General features: G+C 40.7%; 15 protein-coding genes. 9 read left to right on the plus strand and 6 right to left on the minus strand.

Going from position 1 to position 16,681, the window contains the following annotated elements:
* Positions 1-92: 92 nt before the first annotated feature.
* Both metF and argE read right to left on the minus strand, forming a co-directional pair.
* Positions 93-977, minus strand: a complete 885-nt coding sequence (gene metF / locus PR767_RS20165; protein WP_004907080.1) for a methylenetetrahydrofolate reductase — start codon at positions 975-977, stop codon at positions 93-95.
* Positions 978-1,204: 227 nt separating this feature from the next.
* Positions 1,205-2,359, minus strand: a complete 1,155-nt coding sequence (argE, locus tag PR767_RS20170) for an acetylornithine deacetylase (RefSeq protein WP_004907083.1) — start codon at positions 2,357-2,359, stop codon at positions 1,205-1,207.
* A gap of 102 nt (positions 2,360-2,461) precedes the next feature.
* Between argE and argC the strand changes: the two genes are divergently transcribed.
* The 4 genes from argC to argH all read left to right on the plus strand — a co-directional run bounded on the left by argC (position 2,462) and on the right by argH (position 6,977).
* The gene (gene argC / locus PR767_RS20175) at positions 2,462-3,466 is read left to right on the plus strand and encodes an N-acetyl-gamma-glutamyl-phosphate reductase (RefSeq protein ID WP_004907086.1); all 1,005 of its coding nucleotides are present in this window, start codon (positions 2,462-2,464) and stop codon (positions 3,464-3,466) included.
* 14 nt (positions 3,467-3,480) lie between these two features.
* Positions 3,481-4,257 carry an acetylglutamate kinase gene (gene argB / locus PR767_RS20180; RefSeq protein ID WP_004907091.1) on the plus strand — a complete coding sequence of 259 codons (777 nt, stop codon included), beginning with the start codon at positions 3,481-3,483 and terminating at the stop codon, positions 4,255-4,257.
* 44 nt (positions 4,258-4,301) lie between these two features.
* Entirely contained in the window at positions 4,302-5,522 is a 1,221-nt protein-coding gene (locus PR767_RS20185; RefSeq protein WP_272520865.1) for an argininosuccinate synthase, read from the plus strand.
* A 78-nt stretch (positions 5,523-5,600) separates the two neighbouring features.
* The gene (argH, locus tag PR767_RS20190) at positions 5,601-6,977 is read left to right on the plus strand and encodes an argininosuccinate lyase (protein ID WP_004907096.1); all 1,377 of its coding nucleotides are present in this window, start codon (positions 5,601-5,603) and stop codon (positions 6,975-6,977) included.
* Between the two features lie 63 nt (positions 6,978-7,040).
* Here argH and PR767_RS20195 read toward each other — a convergent pair whose 3' ends face one another.
* Entirely contained in the window at positions 7,041-7,391 is a 351-nt protein-coding gene (locus PR767_RS20195; RefSeq protein WP_272520866.1) for a hypothetical protein, read from the minus strand.
* A gap of 987 nt (positions 7,392-8,378) precedes the next feature.
* Here PR767_RS20195 and oxyR point away from each other — a divergent pair.
* Positions 8,379-9,284: a DNA-binding transcriptional regulator OxyR gene (gene oxyR, locus PR767_RS20200; RefSeq protein WP_004907100.1), complete on the plus strand. Its 906-nt coding sequence runs from the start codon at positions 8,379-8,381 to the stop codon at positions 9,282-9,284.
* 74 nt (positions 9,285-9,358) lie between these two features.
* Here oxyR and sthA read toward each other — a convergent pair whose 3' ends face one another.
* Positions 9,359-10,756 carry a Si-specific NAD(P)(+) transhydrogenase gene (gene sthA, locus PR767_RS20205; RefSeq protein WP_004907101.1) on the minus strand — a complete coding sequence of 466 codons (1,398 nt, stop codon included), beginning with the start codon at positions 10,754-10,756 and terminating at the stop codon, positions 9,359-9,361.
* A gap of 462 nt (positions 10,757-11,218) precedes the next feature.
* Here sthA and fabR point away from each other — a divergent pair, with 462 nt between their 5' ends.
* Together fabR and PR767_RS20215 are read left to right on the plus strand one after the other, a co-directional pair.
* Positions 11,219-11,875 (plus strand): HTH-type transcriptional repressor FabR, encoded by a 657-nt coding sequence (fabR, locus tag PR767_RS20210; RefSeq protein WP_004265350.1) that lies wholly within the window; start codon positions 11,219-11,221, stop codon positions 11,873-11,875.
* Between the two features lie 12 nt (positions 11,876-11,887).
* The gene (locus PR767_RS20215) at positions 11,888-12,277 is read left to right on the plus strand and encodes a YijD family membrane protein (RefSeq protein WP_004907104.1); all 390 of its coding nucleotides are present in this window, start codon (positions 11,888-11,890) and stop codon (positions 12,275-12,277) included.
* Positions 12,278-12,356: 79 nt separating this feature from the next.
* On the opposite strand, the gene trmA is transcribed toward PR767_RS20215, so the two are convergent.
* Together trmA and PR767_RS21315 are read right to left on the minus strand one after the other, a co-directional pair.
* Positions 12,357-13,454: a tRNA (uridine(54)-C5)-methyltransferase TrmA gene (gene trmA, locus PR767_RS20220; protein WP_272520867.1), complete on the minus strand. Its 1,098-nt coding sequence runs from the start codon at positions 13,452-13,454 to the stop codon at positions 12,357-12,359.
* A 111-nt stretch (positions 13,455-13,565) separates the two neighbouring features.
* Positions 13,566-13,691: a hypothetical protein gene (locus PR767_RS21315; RefSeq protein WP_421667221.1), complete on the minus strand. Its 126-nt coding sequence runs from the start codon at positions 13,689-13,691 to the stop codon at positions 13,566-13,568.
* A gap of 244 nt (positions 13,692-13,935) precedes the next feature.
* On the opposite strand from PR767_RS21315, the gene btuB reads away from it, so the two are divergent.
* Both btuB and murI read left to right on the plus strand, forming a co-directional pair.
* Entirely contained in the window at positions 13,936-15,822 is a 1,887-nt protein-coding gene (gene btuB, locus PR767_RS20225; protein WP_196718893.1) for a TonB-dependent vitamin B12 receptor BtuB, read from the plus strand.
* Positions 15,767-16,630, plus strand: a complete 864-nt coding sequence (gene murI, locus PR767_RS20230; RefSeq protein ID WP_042846648.1) for a glutamate racemase — start codon at positions 15,767-15,769, stop codon at positions 16,628-16,630. The genes btuB and murI overlap by 56 nt, the downstream gene beginning before the upstream one ends.
* The last annotated feature ends 51 nt before the right edge of the window (positions 16,631-16,681 follow it).

Raw genomic sequence — 16,681 nt, forward strand, 5'->3', positions numbered from 1 at the left:
CGGTTTCAATGAGTTTAACTAAGTGGAATTAGGAAACTTTCATAAAGCAATGTCGTGATGTACTTTTAAAAATATATCACGACATTGAGGGGCTAAGGCCTAACGCCTAAAGTATGGCAGATAGCATAGGTGAGCTCAGAACGGTTCAATGTGTAAAAGTGGAAATCTTTTACGCCTTCACGGCTAAGAATTTTAACCATGTCCATGGCAATGGATGCACCGACAAGATTACGGCTTTCTGGGTCATCGTCTAATCCTTCATACATTTTGCTCATCCACGCAGGAATGCGTACGTTAGTCAGTTTAGCAAAGCGCTCAAGTTGGCGAAAGTTAGAGACCGGTAAGATCCCCGGTACAATTTCCACATCAATGCCAGTTGCGACACAGCGGTCACGAAAACGTAAATAGCTTTCAACATCAAAGAAAAATTGAGTAATTGCACGGTTAGCACCCGCATCAATTTTCTTTTTTAAACTAATTAAATCGGCTTGAGCACTTTTGGCTTCTGGGTGGACTTCAGGGTAGGCAGCGACAGAAATATCAAAATCCGCCTCACCTTTTAGCAACTCAACCAAATCAACGGCATACATATCTGGTTTACGGCTGTTGTCAGGTAAATCACCACGCAGAGCAACAATATGACGAATACCATTATTCCAATAGTCACGAGCAATGGCTTTCAGTTCATCAGGGCTTGCATCAATACAAGTTAGGTGAGGGGCGGCAATTAAACCGGTTTTATCTTTAATATCTTTGATGATGCTGTGCGTTCTATCACGTTCACCGGAATTCGCACCATAAGTCACGGAGACAAATTTAGGTTTCAGGTTTTTGAGCCGATCGATGGATTTCCATAGTGTCTGCTCCATCTCTTCACTGCGAGGTGGGAAAAATTCAAATGAAACATTAATTTGGCCATCTAACTCAGCTAAATTTTGATTTAGCGCTTCGCGCTGATTTGCGTGAAAAAAGCTCATACCCTGTAACCTCGCAATTTGCAGACTAACTATTTTTTGTACGTTATTATATCCATTTGTGCGTCTATACGTTTAGACGTCTAAAAGAAATTACCAGATCGGTATCAATAGTCAATACTTAAATTAAATTATGACGCTGAGGTTTTTTCAAAGGCAACAGGAAAATAATTCATGATAAAAAACGCGACTCTTTTCAGTGTCGCGCTTGAATCTATGGCTAGTCAGATTTACTCAGTGAAACAGAAGTGCTCAATCATTTGGCTAATTAATTGGCGAGTAGGCTCAATAAAGCGCATATCAATAAACTCATCAGGTTGATGTGCTTGCTCAATAGAACCAGGGCCAAGAACCAACGTTGGGCAGAGCTCTTGGATAAACGGTGCTTCAGTACAGTAATTCACGGTATCTGCTTTTTGCCCTAACAATTGCTCAATCACTGCGACCATTTTGTGGTCCGTTGGGCATTCATAGCCAGGGATCGGCGGATGCATGGATTCAACCGTCAAGCGACCTGGCCAACGGGCACTAACCGGCTCAAGAGCTTCATTAAGTAGTTCATCTAAATCTTGCAAAGTTAACCCAGGTAGCGGACGAATATCCATATGTAATTCACAACAACCACAAATTCGGTTGGCTGCGTCACCACCATGAATATGACCAAAGTTCATCGTCGGGTAGGGAATGACAAATGCAGGGTTGTTAAATCGTTCTTTTAACGTATTTCGTAAGTCCATTAGGTGGGAAATAGACTCATGCATCAATTCAATTGCATTGACGCCACGTTCTGGGTCACTAGAGTGCCCCGATTGCCCAGTAATGCGGATAGCATTTGATAAATGCCCTTTGTGCGCGCGAATCGGTTGTAACGATGTTGGCTCGCCAATAATTGCAAAATCTGGTCTTAATGTTGTACTGGCTGCAAAATAACGCGCACCAGCCATCGATGTTTCTTCATCTGCTGTGGCTAATATATGCAGTGGGCGTTTGAGTTGTTTTAAATCCATATCGCGTAACGCATCAATAATAAAAGCAAAAAAGCCTTTCATATCTGCGGTTCCGAGCCCATATAACTTGCCGTCATGCTCTGTCAGCTCAAACGGGTTTTTGCTCCAACGCCCATCATCAAAGGGCACGGTATCGGTATGACCGCATAGCATCAACCCACCATTTCCTTCGCCAATGGATGCAAGCAAATTATATTTATCACGCGTTTCCGGTACAGGTTGAATGTTGACCGAAAAACCTAACGTCTCCAGCCATCCACCGAGAAGTTCCACCAGAGCTTTATTGCTCTGATCCAAATGAGAATCAGTCGCACTAATCGACGGAATGGCAATTAATTGACGATAAATCTCAATAAATGCAGGTAATTTAATATTCACTGTTGACAGCCTTTATCCATAATAGTATCAATATTCATGCACTTTATTTGAATAAAAATACACATTAAACTGTTTGGGTCACGAGTACAAGGTAGAAAGCATATGTTGAACACACTCATTATCGGGGCCAGTGGCTATACTGGAGCAGAATTAGCCGCTTATTTGCAACGCCATCCGGAAGTTAATCTTCAAGGATTGATGGTATCGAAGCAAAGTGCGGATGCAAATAAACGTTTTTCTGATTTACACCCTCAGTATAAAGGCATCATCGACCTTCCCGTTCTGCCATTAACCGATGTCGCGGAAGCAGCGAAAGGTATTGATGTTGTTTTCCTTGCCACGGCACATGAAGTGAGCCATGACATTGCACCTCAGTTTCTTGAAGCGGGCTGCGTAGTGTTCGACTTATCCGGTGCTTATCGTGTTCAAGATCCTGCGTTTTATACGCAATACTATGGCTTTGAACATACAAATACTGAATGGCTAATGCAAGCAGTTTACGGTTTAGCAGAATGGCAGGCTGATAAAATTCATCAAGCACAATTGATTGCAGTACCAGGGTGTTACCCAACGGTTTCCCAATTAGCACTTAAGCCATTGATTGAAGCAGATTTACTGGATGAAGCTATGTGGCCAGTCATTAATGCCACTAGCGGTGTTTCCGGTGCAGGCCGTAAAGCCTCAATGACCAACAGCTTTTGTGAGGTGAGTTTGCAACCTTATGGCCTCTTTACGCATCGTCACCAGCCAGAAATCGCGACTCATTTAGGGAGAGAGGTTATTTTTACACCGCATTTGGGTAATTTCTCTCGAGGCATTCTGGCAACGATTACTTGCAAAGTAAAAACGGGTGTGACGGCAGAAAAAATCACACAAACGTTTAAAGATGCCTATCAAAATAAACCATTAGTGCGGTTATATGAAAAAGGTGTTCCTGCATTGAAATCGGTAGTCGGTACGCCGTTTTGTGATATTGGTTATGTATTGAAAGGTGAACACCTGATTTTAGTGGGTACAGAAGATAACCTACTTAAAGGTGCAGCAGCACAAGCCGTTCAGTGCATGAATATTCGTTTTGGTTTTGCTGAAACTCAGTCTTTACTTTAAGAAGGATTAACCCCATGCAACCCTTAGTGATTAAGTTGGGCGGAGTGTTACTTGATAGCATCGAAGCGCTTGAAAAATTATTTACAGCTATCCAAACCTATCGGCAAGCTCATCAACGCGAATTGGTGATTGTGCATGGTGGTGGTTGTTTAGTTGATGAATTGATGCAAAAACTGCAATTACCCGTGGTTAAAAAGCAAGGGTTGCGAGTCACGCCAGCAGACCAAATCGATATTATTACGGGGGCATTAGCAGGCACTGCGAATAAAACATTATTGGCATGGGCAACGAAGTATCAACTTTCGGCAGTAGGTCTTTCTCTCGGTGATGGCCAAAGTGCCACGGTGACGCAACTAAACGAAGAATTAGGCCATGTCGGTAATGCTAAACCTGGTGATGCAAAATTATTGAAATTATTGTTGGGGGCGGGTTATTTACCCATTATCAGCTCTATTGGTATCACACCAAAAGGTGAGTTGATGAACGTGAATGCGGACCAAGCCGCAACCGCCATCGCCCAAGCATTAAACGCAGATCTGGTCTTATTGTCCGATGTGAGCGGTATTTTGGATGGTAAAGGCCAAAAAATTGATGAAATGACGACGCAAAAAGCGCAAAAGTTAATTGAACAGGGAATTATTACTGACGGAATGATTGTGAAGGTCAATGCAGCATTAGACGCTGCGGCAGCCTTGCAACGTTCTGTGGATATCGCAAGCTGGCGTCATGCAGAACAACTTCCCGAACTATTTAATGGAACAGCAATCGGAACACGGATCTTGGCATCATAAATGAGCCATGGAATAACAATATTAATTGAGCGGATAGGTACGTTATGAAAAAGGGCATTAAAAAGATTGTATTAGCATATTCAGGTGGTCTGGATACATCAGCAATTATTCCATGGCTAAAAGAAAACTATGATGATTGCGAAGTCGTGGCCTTCGTTGCGGATGTGGGGCAAGACCGTGAAGATTTAGTGGGCGTTGAGAAAAAAGCCCTGCAATCAGGTGCATCTGAATGCTACGTAGTGGATTTACGCGAAGAGTTCATCAAAGAGTATATTTACCCTGTATTAAAAACAGGTGCATTATATGAAGGTAGCTATTTATTAGGTACGTCAATGGCTCGCCCAATTATAGCTAAAGCGCAAGTCGAAATTGCCTTAAAAGTAGGGGCAGATGCTGTTGCCCATGGCGCAACAGGTAAAGGTAATGACCAAGTGCGTTTCGAAAGCACCTATACGGCATTAGCACCACAGTTACAAGTCGTTGCACCATGGCGTGAGTGGGACTTACGTTCCCGTGAAGCACTGCTCGATTACCTGAAAGAACGTAATATTCCAACAACAGCCAGCTTAGAAAAAATCTATAGTCGTGATGAAAACGCATGGCACATTTCTACTGAAGGTGGCGTATTAGAAAGCACATGGAATGCGGCAAACCAAGATTGTTGGGTATGGACTGTCGACCCGCAAGATGCACCGAATGAAGCTGAACTGGTTACCGTTGGTGTTAAACATGGCGAAGTCGTTTCGGTGAATGGGCAAGCATTGTCCCCACTTGGTTGTTTAGAAACATTAAATACTTTAGGTGCAAAACACGGAGTGGGTCGTATCGACATCGTTGAAAACCGTTTAGTCGGTATGAAATCTCGTGGTTGTTATGAAACCCCGGGAGGCACCATTATGATGGCTGCTCTACGTGGTATTGAACAACTGGTTCTTGACCGTGACAGCTACAAATGGCGTGAGCAACTCGGTTTAGAAATGTCATATGTGGTTTATGACGGGCGCTGGTTTGCACCATTACGTCATTCATTACAAGCTGCTGCGGAGTCATTAGCACAAGATGTGACAGGTGAAGTTGTTCTGAAATTATATAAAGGGCAAGTGACTGCGATTCAGAAAAAAGCAGATAAGAGCTTGTATTCAGAAGAGTTTGCCACATTCGGTGAAGATGAAGTTTATGACCACAGTCATGCAGGTGGGTTTATTCGTCTTTACTCGCTATCTTCACGTATCCGTGCGCTGAAAGAACAAAACAAAGCGAAATAAATCAAATAGTAGTCCCCCGGCAGCCAAGACCGCTGTCGGGGTTAAAAACTTATTTTATCAATCAGGTAGGGATTAGTTATGGCACTTTGGGGTGGACGTTTTAGTCAGCAAGCAGATCAACGGTTTAAACAGTTTAATGATTCACTGCGTTTCGATTATCGCTTGGCGCAACAAGATATTATCGGCTCAGTCGCATGGTCAAAATCACTGGTAACAGTTGGTGTATTGTCTGATAGCGAACAACAAACTTTAGAACAAGCACTAAATGCCTTACTTAAAGAAGTACAAGATAACCCTGAAATTATCCTGCAAAGTGACGCAGAAGATATTCATAGCTGGGTTGAGGGTCAACTGATTGATAAAGTCGGTGATTTAGGTAAAAAATTGCATACAGGCCGTAGCCGTAACGACCAAGTCGCAACAGATTTAAAACTGTGGTGTAAAGACCAAGTTGCATTGCTACTTGAAGCGGTAACAGAGCTACAAAAAGCATTGGTGCTGACTGCGGAAAATAATCAAGATGCCGTGATGCCAGGTTATACGCATTTACAACGTGCCCAGCCTGTCACTTTTGCACATTGGTGCTTAGCTTACAGTGAAATGTTAGCTCGTGATGAAAGCCGTTTAAAAGATACACTAAAACGCTTAGATGTCAGCCCATTAGGATGCGGGGCATTAGCAGGCACGGCTTATGATATCGACCGTGAGCAGCTGGCATCATGGTTAGGTTTTGCTTCGGCAACGCGTAATAGCTTAGATACCGTTTCAGATAGAGACCACGTGCTTGAACTATTATCCAACGCAAGTATTGGTATGGTTCATTTATCCCGCTTTGCTGAAGATTTAATTTTCTTTAATAGTGGTGAAGCTGGTTTTGTCGAGTTATCAGACAAAGTGACATCAGGTTCATCATTAATGCCACAAAAGAAAAACCCAGATGCATTGGAATTAATCCGCGGAAAATGTGGGCGTGTCCAAGGGGCGCTAACAGGTATGATGATGACCCTTAAAGGATTGCCTCTTGCGTATAACAAAGATATGCAAGAAGACAAAGAAGGGTTATTCGACGCATTAGATACTTGGTTAGATTGCATGCATATGGCTGCGTTGGTGCTTGATGGTATTCAAATTCGCCGTAGTCGTTGTGAAGATGCGGCGAAGCAAGGTTATGCCAATGCAACTGAGCTTGCTGATTACCTCGTTGCTAAAGGTGTTCCATTCCGCGAAGCGCATCATATCGTGGGTGAAGCAGTTGTTGCAGCAATTGGGCAAGGTAAAGCTTTAGAAGAAATGGCTCTCAGTGATTTGCAAAAATTCAGTGACACTATTCAGTTGGATGTCTATGAAATTTTATCGCTACAATCTTGTTTAGATAAGCGGTTAGCAAAAGGTGGGGTATCTCAGAAGCAAGTGGCAAGTGCTATTGTGGAAGCAAAAAAACGATTAGAACTGTGATTAGTTGTAGAAGAAAAAATGGGGGGTAGTATGACTACCCCGATTCCCATAACGCGTTTGTTTTTAAATATATTTAATGGTTAGCATTCCGAGTTGTTTTTCTTCATTCACCCAGTTATATAAATACTCTCCTCTACCTTCATTGATTACCTTCCAACCTTGAGTATTTGCAACATCATTCAAGTTTATTTTGCTGGCAACCATATCAGATTGGTTATTTAAGCAATTCAGTGTGACATGATTGTCGGTCACTTCATTAAAGCAAGACGGAAATACGACTGCCCCAGAGAAATGAATAACCCCATTTTGTTGGTCATTACTTGCATAAGCATGAATAGATGCGGTTGTAGCGAGTAACAATACACAGAGTGAACGAAGGCCAAATTTTTGAGTTTTTGTTAATAAATTTTTCATAATAGTATCCCGTCATTGATTTTTGATTAATCAACTTGCTGTATGTTTAAATTAGATTTGTGTGCGATTAAATAAGAATAATAATAATGAACTGATATTCCTTGGTGTTTTTGATGTGGGAATTATAAATTTAAAAACACTATTTAGGTGTAAAATTAAAAAAGGAAATGTTTAAAAATATAAAGAAAACAAAATTACTCTCATTGTAATTTAAAGTTATCCATTTGTATTTTGGTGGTTAATAAGGCTGTGCATTAAGAAATTTGCAGTGTTTTGTTTTATTATTTGTGTTTTCTGTTAGTTTTTTATAGTTGGATTCTCTAGTGATTTTCTGTTGTTATCAATCTGTAATAGTGATTAAAATAAAATTTAACAAAATTAGGCTGCAATTTACATTTACTTTTATATAAAAACTTACAAACTTTAATAGAGAGTGAAAGGAAAGATAACAAAATGTTTCTTTTGTTTGAGATGAATATAATAAATATTTGTATGTTTTAATTAATTCAAAACTGATGAAGTGTGACTAAATACATATTAAATTCTAATAATTTAGTTATTTTAGTGATATTCACTAAATGTTAAAATAAAGTTGATTTTATCTGTTATGTGAATTAATGACACAAATAGTCTATATTTTTTGAGGAGAATGTTGGGATTTTACTTGGCAACGTTAGGATGTAATTTATTGAAATTTTATTCTAAAAAAACACGGTTAATACTTTTATTAGGGATGTTATATTGAAATGCTAATAGTAAATGAATTTAATCATTAATTAACTATTCTCTCTGTTGAAGAGTCAGGAATGAGATACATTTTGTTTCTAAACATTACATTTTGTTTCATTATATTGCGTGCATCCTTCAAAAAATGAGGTTTTCCCCCTATTTTTCAATTTATCAATAGATAAAACAAAACAATATCGATATAGTGATTGGTATTATCTATCTTTGGTTTGACAGAGAATTCACGAAAGGAAAAGAAATATGAATATTCGAGATTTAGAGTACCTCGTCGCACTCGCCGAACATAAACACTTTAGACGTGCCGCGGATTCTTGTCATGTTAGCCAACCAACTCTTAGTGGCCAAATTCGTAAATTAGAAGAAGAACTTGGCGTGATGTTGTTAGAAAGAACTAGCCGTAAAGTTCTTTTTACTCAACAAGGTTTGTTATTAGTTGAACAAGCCCGTACTATTTTGCGTGAAATTAAAGTTTTACAAGAAATGGCTGCCCTCCAAGGGGAAAGCATGTCAGGGCCATTACATATTGGTTTAATTCCAACGGTTGCGCCGTATCTATTACCTCATATTATTCCGCAATTGCACCAAGCTCACCCTAAATTAGAAATCTATTTGCATGAAGCGCAAACTCAGCAATTATTAGCTCAGTTAGACAGTGGTAAATTAGATTGCGCTATTTTAGCGGAAGTAAAAGAAACAGACCCTTTCATTGTTGTACCGTTATTTGAAGAACCGATGAAATTGGCTATCTATGAGAGTCACCCATGGCATGATCGTGATACGATTGAAATGAGTGAATTGTCAGGTGAAAAGCTATTAATGTTAGAAGATGGCCACTGTTTACGTGACCAAGCAATGGGCTTTTGCTTCCAAGCAGGTGCTAAAGAAGATACACACTTCAGGGCAACAAGCTTAGAAACGTTAAGAAATATGGTAGCAGCAGGGAGTGGAATTACACTTTTACCTGATTTATCGGTGCCAAATGAAGTTTGTCGTGATGGGGTATGTTATTTAAATTGCATTGAACCTGAACCGAAACGAACTATCGTATTAGTTTATCGCCCGGGTTCACCGTTACGTGGGCGCTATGAACAATTAGCGGAGACCATCTATAACTCAATGGATAACTATTATAAAAATAGAGTTTAGGGTTAAGCTACCAATATTATTTTTTTAGTTGATGATGGTTGCCAGATTATTGGCAACCATTAATCACTCAATAATTAAAAGAGTCGATTTAAACCATTTAAAGCTGCAACACGGAAAGCTTCCGCCATCGTCGGGTAATTGAACGTCGTATTTACGAAATATTCGATAGTATTACCTTCACCTTTTTGTTCCATGATAGCTTGGCCGATATGGATAATTTCAGCCGCTCTCTCACCGAAACAGTGAATGCCTAATATCTGTAATGTTTCTCTATGGAATAATATTTTCAAACTACCGACATTCATACCTGCGATTTGTGCACGTGCTAAATGTTTAAACTGTGCCCGGCCAACTTCATAAGGCACTTTCATTGCGGTCAGTTCTTGTTCTGTTTTACCAACTGAACTAATTTCAGGAATGGTATAAATCCCTGTTGGAATATCTTCCACTAAATGTGCATTACCTAAACTACCCCCAATGGCTCGGGCTGCAATTCGACCTTGGTCATAAGCTGCAGAGGCCAAACTTGGGTAGCCAATGACATCACCAACAGCATAAATATGTTCATTAGTGGTGCGATACGCTTTATTGACTTTAACTAAACCGCGACCATCTGCTTCGATCCCGACATTAGCCAGGCCTAAGCTATCAGTGTTACCGGTTCTTCCGTTCGCATACAGTAAACAGTCCGCCTTGACTTTTTTACCTGACTTCAGGTGAACAATAACGCCGTCTTCAACCCCTTCGATTTTTTCATATTCTTCATTATGGCGAATAACAACACCACTATTCCAAAAATGATACGACAAGGCATCTGACATCTCTTGGTCAAGAAAGGCCAAGAGATGATCACGGGTGTTGATTAAGTCAACTTTAACCCCTAACCCACGAAAAATAGATGCATATTCACAGCCGATAACACCTGCACCATAAATAATCACATGGCGAGGTTCATGGGTTAGGTTGAGAATAGTATCACTGTTGTAGATTCGAGAATGGTTGAAATCAACGTCAGAAGGGCAGTATGGACGAGAGCCAGTGGCAATGACGATTTTATCTGCACTTAAAACATCACAACTTCCATCCGCGTAGCGGACACTGATATGTTGTTCATCGATAAAGGTGGCTTCACCCGAAAACATTTGGCAACCATTACGTTCGTAAAATCCTTGGCGCATGCGTGTTTGTTGGCTAATTACCGTTTCAGCATGTCGTAGAATTTCGGAGAAAGAGGAGCTTAAGCTACGGGAGTTATCACTATAAAGCGGGTTTTGGTTGAATTCGATAATACGACTAACAGCATGACGGAGGGCTTTTGAGGGAATGGTTCCCCAGTGGGTACAGCCTCCGCCGACATTATTATAACGTTCTATAACAGCAACGTTTTTTCCTTGTTTCACTAGCCCCATGGCGGCGCCTTCACCACCAGGACCGGAACCAATGACTATTGCATCAAAATGGGTAAGTTGCATGAGGTAAGACCTGCTCTAAAACAAAATGACAACAAGATGTTATCATTAGTTGGTTATTTCACCTAATTTCCTCGCTGTCTTTCAAATCGATACAACGTTGGCGACATTCGCTTACTCTAGTCACATACTTATATATACTTTCAGGAGTTCGCTTGTTTTGTCGCCTTATCTCAATTTGAAATTCTTAGGAGAAAATATTTTAGTTCAAGAGCCTCAGAAAAATACCTAAATATAATTCATGGGTTCATAAAGTAGGGGTTTGCTGAAGTATTGTTTAGTGAAAGGTTGGTAGTATATCAGCGTTAAAAAACTAATTGAAAAAAGGCTAAGTTAAATTCTGAAAATGAGTAAATTGCAGCGATAGTCGCTTTTTCTCCAAAACAGTTTAATTATTTTCAGGTATGCTAGGCGAAGAGTAATACTTATTACATTGACCTTCCATGATAAGAAATTAGGATCACCGTGAGCAACACAATTGGCGTTAGAGCAAAACAAAAAGAAAAAACTCGGCGTTCACTCGTCGAAGCCGCATTTAGCCAATTAAGCGCTGAACGGAGCTTTACTAGCCTCAGTTTACGGGAAGTTGCACGTGAAGCTGGGATTGCACCGACTTCATTTTACCGTCATTTTAAGGACGTTGATGAACTTGGGCTGACGATGGTTGACGAAAGTGGCTTGATGTTACGCCAGCTAATGCGCCAAGCAAGACAGCGTATTGCAAAAGGCGGGAGTGTGATCCGTACATCAGTCTCAACTTTTATGGAGTTTATTGGTAATAACCCTAATGCCTTTAGGTTATTATTGCGGGAGCGTTCGGGAACATCTGCGGAGTTTCGTGCAGCGGTCGCTCGGGAAATTCAACATTTTATTGCGGAATTGGCCGATTACCTTGAACTTGAAAGCCGTATGCCTCGCCATTTTACTGAAATGCAAGCCGAGGCCATGGTAACGATTGTCTTTAGCGCAGGAGCGGAAGCGCTAGACATTGATGAAGAAAAACGCAGGAATCTCGAAGAACGGCTGGTATTACAGTTAAGAATGATCGCGAAAGGCGCCTATTACTGGTACCGCCGGGAACAGGAAAAACAAAATCAAACTGACCCAGACCTTACTAAATAATAAGGAGAATCAATGACGGATCAAAAAAGTTATGAAAGAAGCACATTATTGCTAGCCTTTGTGATTGGCCTTGCAACCCATGGGACGTTTTCAACGCTGTTTAACTCGTTGGTCGACTTTTCATTTTTTCCAATTTTAACCCTAATATTGGCTGCGTATTGTTTACACCAGCGCTATTTACATCAAGCCATGCCGATGGGGTTGCCAAAATTTGTTGCTGGTAGTTTTTTTATTGGCCTATTTGGTTATGCCGCGATTTTACGCGTTCAAAACCCTGAAATAGGCTCTAACTTTATCCCAGCAACCTTTATTGTCATTATCGCATTGTGGATGTACTCAAGCTGGAAAGCACGTAAGAAAGAAAAAGCGGAGCTGGCACTTGAGCAAGAAGTCGAAAACTAAGTTTAGACGACTTTTCTATTAATAAGGCGCCGCAGTAAAATGCGGCGTTTTTGCTTTTAATAACCGAGTTTTCAGCCAACTAATAGCGGCTCAGTAATACCCCACTTTCCATATGATGGGTATACGGAAATTGGTCGAATAAGGCTAATTTCTCTATTTTATGCGTTTTAGTCAGCTCAACTAAGTTATCGCATAGCGTTTCTGGGTTACACGAAATATATAGGATATGGTCATAACCCTGAACTAGCTTCACTGTTTCTGCATCTAAACCACTGCGAGGCGGGTCAACGAAAATGGTATTGCACTGGTAGTCTGCTAAAGAAATACCCTCTAGGCGCCTAAATTCACGAGCACCTTGCATGGCTTGGGTAAAATCCTCTGCAGACATACGAATAATTTGTACATTTTCAATATTATTGGCTTCGATATTATATTGAGCAGCAGCCACAGAAGGTTTTGCAATTTCAGTGGCTAGTACGCGTTCGAAGTTTTGCGCTAATGCCAATGAAAAGTTTCCATTTCCGCAGTAAAGTTCTAATAAATCCCCCGTCGAATTCTGTGTTGCCCCAATTGCCCATTCCAACATTTTGATATTGACCTGTGCGTTAGGCTGCGTAAAGCTATTTTCGACTTGGCGATACACCATATTTTTACCCATTACCGGTAATATTTCATCAACATAATCATTGTCTAACATGATTTTTGTTTTTGACGCTCGGCCGATTAATTGCACATCAAAGCCTTGTTCAACTAAAACGGCTTTTAAGGCTTTTGCCTCAGCAACCCACTCTTCACTGAGTTTTTTATGGTAAAGCAGCGAAACAATCAGCTTATTACTTAGCGTTGATAAATAATCAATTTGAAATAATTTATGACGAAGTAATTCATTTTGCTTAATTAACGGCAATAAAGCTGCCATCATGTCATTGATTAACTGACTTGCGACAGGGAACTGGTCAACACGGATCCTTTCTTTAGTTTCCTTATCAAACATAATATGAAATAAATCGTCATTATCGTGCCAGACGCGAAATTCGGCGCGCATCCGGTAATGCGATTTTGGTGATGAAAAAATTTCAGGTTCAGGGGCGTTAAAAGGAGCCATCATCGCCTTTAAGCGATTCGTTTTTTCTACGAGCTGTTGTTCGTAGTCGTCAGTGTGCAAGGTGTTTGGCATGTTTGGCTCCATAAAACAGTAATAAATTCGTATCAGGAGCGAAATTGTAGGGAATGCGGCGAAGATGTCCAGTTTTCATTATCCATCCGTAGACACTCATAACTATTCAACTTACGATAATGGCTGTGGTTTAGGGAACTTGGTGTAAGTCCAAGACTGACGCGCAACGGTAATTAAGGTATCCCCGTCATTCTTCAAGCTACATGGGTGTTGGCATCGCTCAGCTACCCTAGTCACATACTTCAGTATGCTCCTAGGGATATCTTCGCTTGCCGCCTACATGTCACTTGAATTATTTAGGGGATATAACAGGTCGAATTTTCATTTTATATATCGTTTTTATTTCATATATAGAAACCCAACTTGTTACTTTATAAGTCCGATACCTGCCACGCTACCAATCGCTTTGTTGAATATCTGCGCGAATCTATATTCAACCTCGCGGAACATTAATTGAATTGATTTTCCGAGTGTAATCATAATGAATAATAAAAAGTCGCTGCCGTTATCGGCCGCTGCGCTGGCTGTGCTGTGCGCTACTTCTTCTTTGGCAAGTGCAAATAATAAAACTGACCAAGTGGTTGTCTCCGCTAACCGCTTTGAACAACCCATCTCTTCTATATTAGCGCCAGTGACGGTGGTCACTCGTGAAGATATCGATCATTGGCAATCCAATACCGTGATAGATGTATTAAGGCGCCTGCCGGGAGTGGATATTGCGCAAAACGGGGGAATGGGTCAACAAAGCTCTCTATTTATACGAGGCACAGAATCACGTCACGTTTTAGTGCTGATTGATGGTGTTCGTTTGAATCAAGCGGGCATTTCTGGCTCTTCCGATATGAGCCAAATTCCTATCTCACTGGTGCAACGCATTGAATATATTCGCGGCGCCCGTTCAGCGGTTTATGGTTCTGATGCAGTAGGTGGAGTAGTAAATATTATTACTCGCCGTGATAACGATGGCACAACTTTAAATGCAGGTATTGGCTCACACAGTTACCAAAACTATAACGGTTCGACTCAGCAAAAAATTGGTGAAAATACGACGGTAACCGCAGCCGGAGCTTATACGCATACCAAAGGGTTTGATTTAGCACCAAAAGAAGTTAGCCCAAGACAATATGATAAAGATGGCTTTTTGAGCAAGTCATTGTGGTTAGGTGTTGAACATCAATTTTCTTCAGAAATCTTAGCGTATGCAAGGGCGTACGGTTATGACAATCGAACGAGTTATGACGTATCAGAATATGCGGGAGTTAGTGTTGATACGCGTAAGCTTTATAGCCGTACTTATGAAACAGGTTTGAAATATCATCAAGGAAAATATTCATCATCATTGATGGGAAGCTATGGTTATTCAAAAGATTACAATTTTGATCCTAGAAAAGGGCAATATAGTGAATCTGCAAATCTTGATGAGTCTAAGCAGTACAATATTCAATGGGGTAATAGTTACCTATTAGATAAAGGTAATATTAGTGCGGGGATTGATTATCAACGCCAAAGTATTGAGCCTAGCAGCTACGCGATGATCAATGAAAAACAAACGTTAAATAATACTGGGATATACCTCACAGGGCAATATGCAATTATTGATTCAGTAACTGCAGAGGCCGCTATACGTTCTGACCATCACTCTGAATTTAATTGGCATACAACATGGCAATCAGGCCTTAGTTGGGAGTTTCATGAAGGTTACAAACTTGTTGGTTCATATGCAACTGCTTATAAAGCACCTAATCTAACTCAATTATATGCGTATTCTTCATCGGCATATGGAACAACGCTAGGTAATCCGAACTTGAAACCCGAGGAAAGTAAGCAGTGGGAGATTGGTGTTGAAGGAACAACGGGACCACTTTTTTGGCAGGTCAATGCATACCATAATGATATTGATAACCTGATTGCATATAAATCAGGTTATCCTACTAGCACTTATGAGAACATTGGCGAAGCTGAAATTAAAGGTGTTGAATGGGTTGGTGAGTTCGAAACAGGTATCCTTCATCACCAAGTTACCTATCAATATGTTGACCCTCGTAACAAAAAGACGGATAAGGTTCTTGAGCGACGGGCTAAGCAGCAAGTTAAATACCAGCTAGATTGGGCTATTGATAAAGTAGATATGGGGCTAACCTACCAATATATAGGCTCTCGCTATGATAATGACTATAGCCAATTTCCTTCTAGACGTGTAAAACAAGGCGGTGTTAGCCTTTGGGATCTCACAGCTGCGTATCCAATCACTTCACATCTCACAATTCGTGGTAAAATAGCTAATATGTTCGATAAAGACTATGAGACCGCGTATGGTTATCGCACCGCTGGAAGAGAATATTTCCTCACTGGAAGCTACAACTTCTGATAACACCCTATCTGTTCGCCCGACCATTCTAGTGTTTGACTCTGGAGTGGGCGGGTTATCTGTCTATCGTGAAGTCAAAAAAATGATCCCGAATGCCCACTATATCTATGCATTCGACAATGAAGCCTTCCCTTATGGTGAAAAAAGTGAAGAGTTTATTATTGATAGGGTCTATCAAATCGTAAATGCAATTGCTGCAAAGCATCCTTTAACTATTGTGATTATTGCGTGTAATACCGCAAGTACGGTCAGCCTCCCTAATTTGAGAGCACATTTTACGTTCCCAGTTGTTGGGGTTGTTCCAGCCATTAAACCCGCGACTAAGTTAACGCGTAATGGCGTGGTGGGTTTATTGGCGACGAAAGGCACTGTAAACCGTGAATACACCAAAGAGCTGATCGAACGGTTTGCTACAGACTGTAAAGTGATTTCCCTCGGTTCTGCGGAATTAGTTCAACTCGCAGAAAGAAAGTTACATGGGGAAACCTTACCACTCGATGAAGTCGCTCAAACTGTTAGGCCATGGATTCGAATGCCAGAGCCGCCTGATACCGTTATTTTGGGTTGCACGCATTTTCCTTTATTAATAGAAGAACTCGAAAAAGTGCTACCAGATGGAACTCGATTCATTGATTCAGGTTCTGCAATCGCCAGAAGAACTATTTGGCTCATTAATAATCAAGCTGAAATCATCAATTCAGATGAGGAAAACTTCGCATATTGCTTATTAATGGATGACAACGTAAAAGGGTTACAACCAGTTCTCGAAGCCGAAGGGTTCAAAACGCTGCAAAAACTAGCTATTTAAGTTAAATTTGATGGAAAGCTGAGCGAACGAAAAAAAATATGAAAAAAAGGG

Source organism: Providencia sp. PROV223 (genome assembly GCF_028479245.1).
Taxonomy (GTDB): Bacteria; Pseudomonadota; Gammaproteobacteria; order Enterobacterales; family Enterobacteriaceae; genus Providencia; species Providencia rettgeri.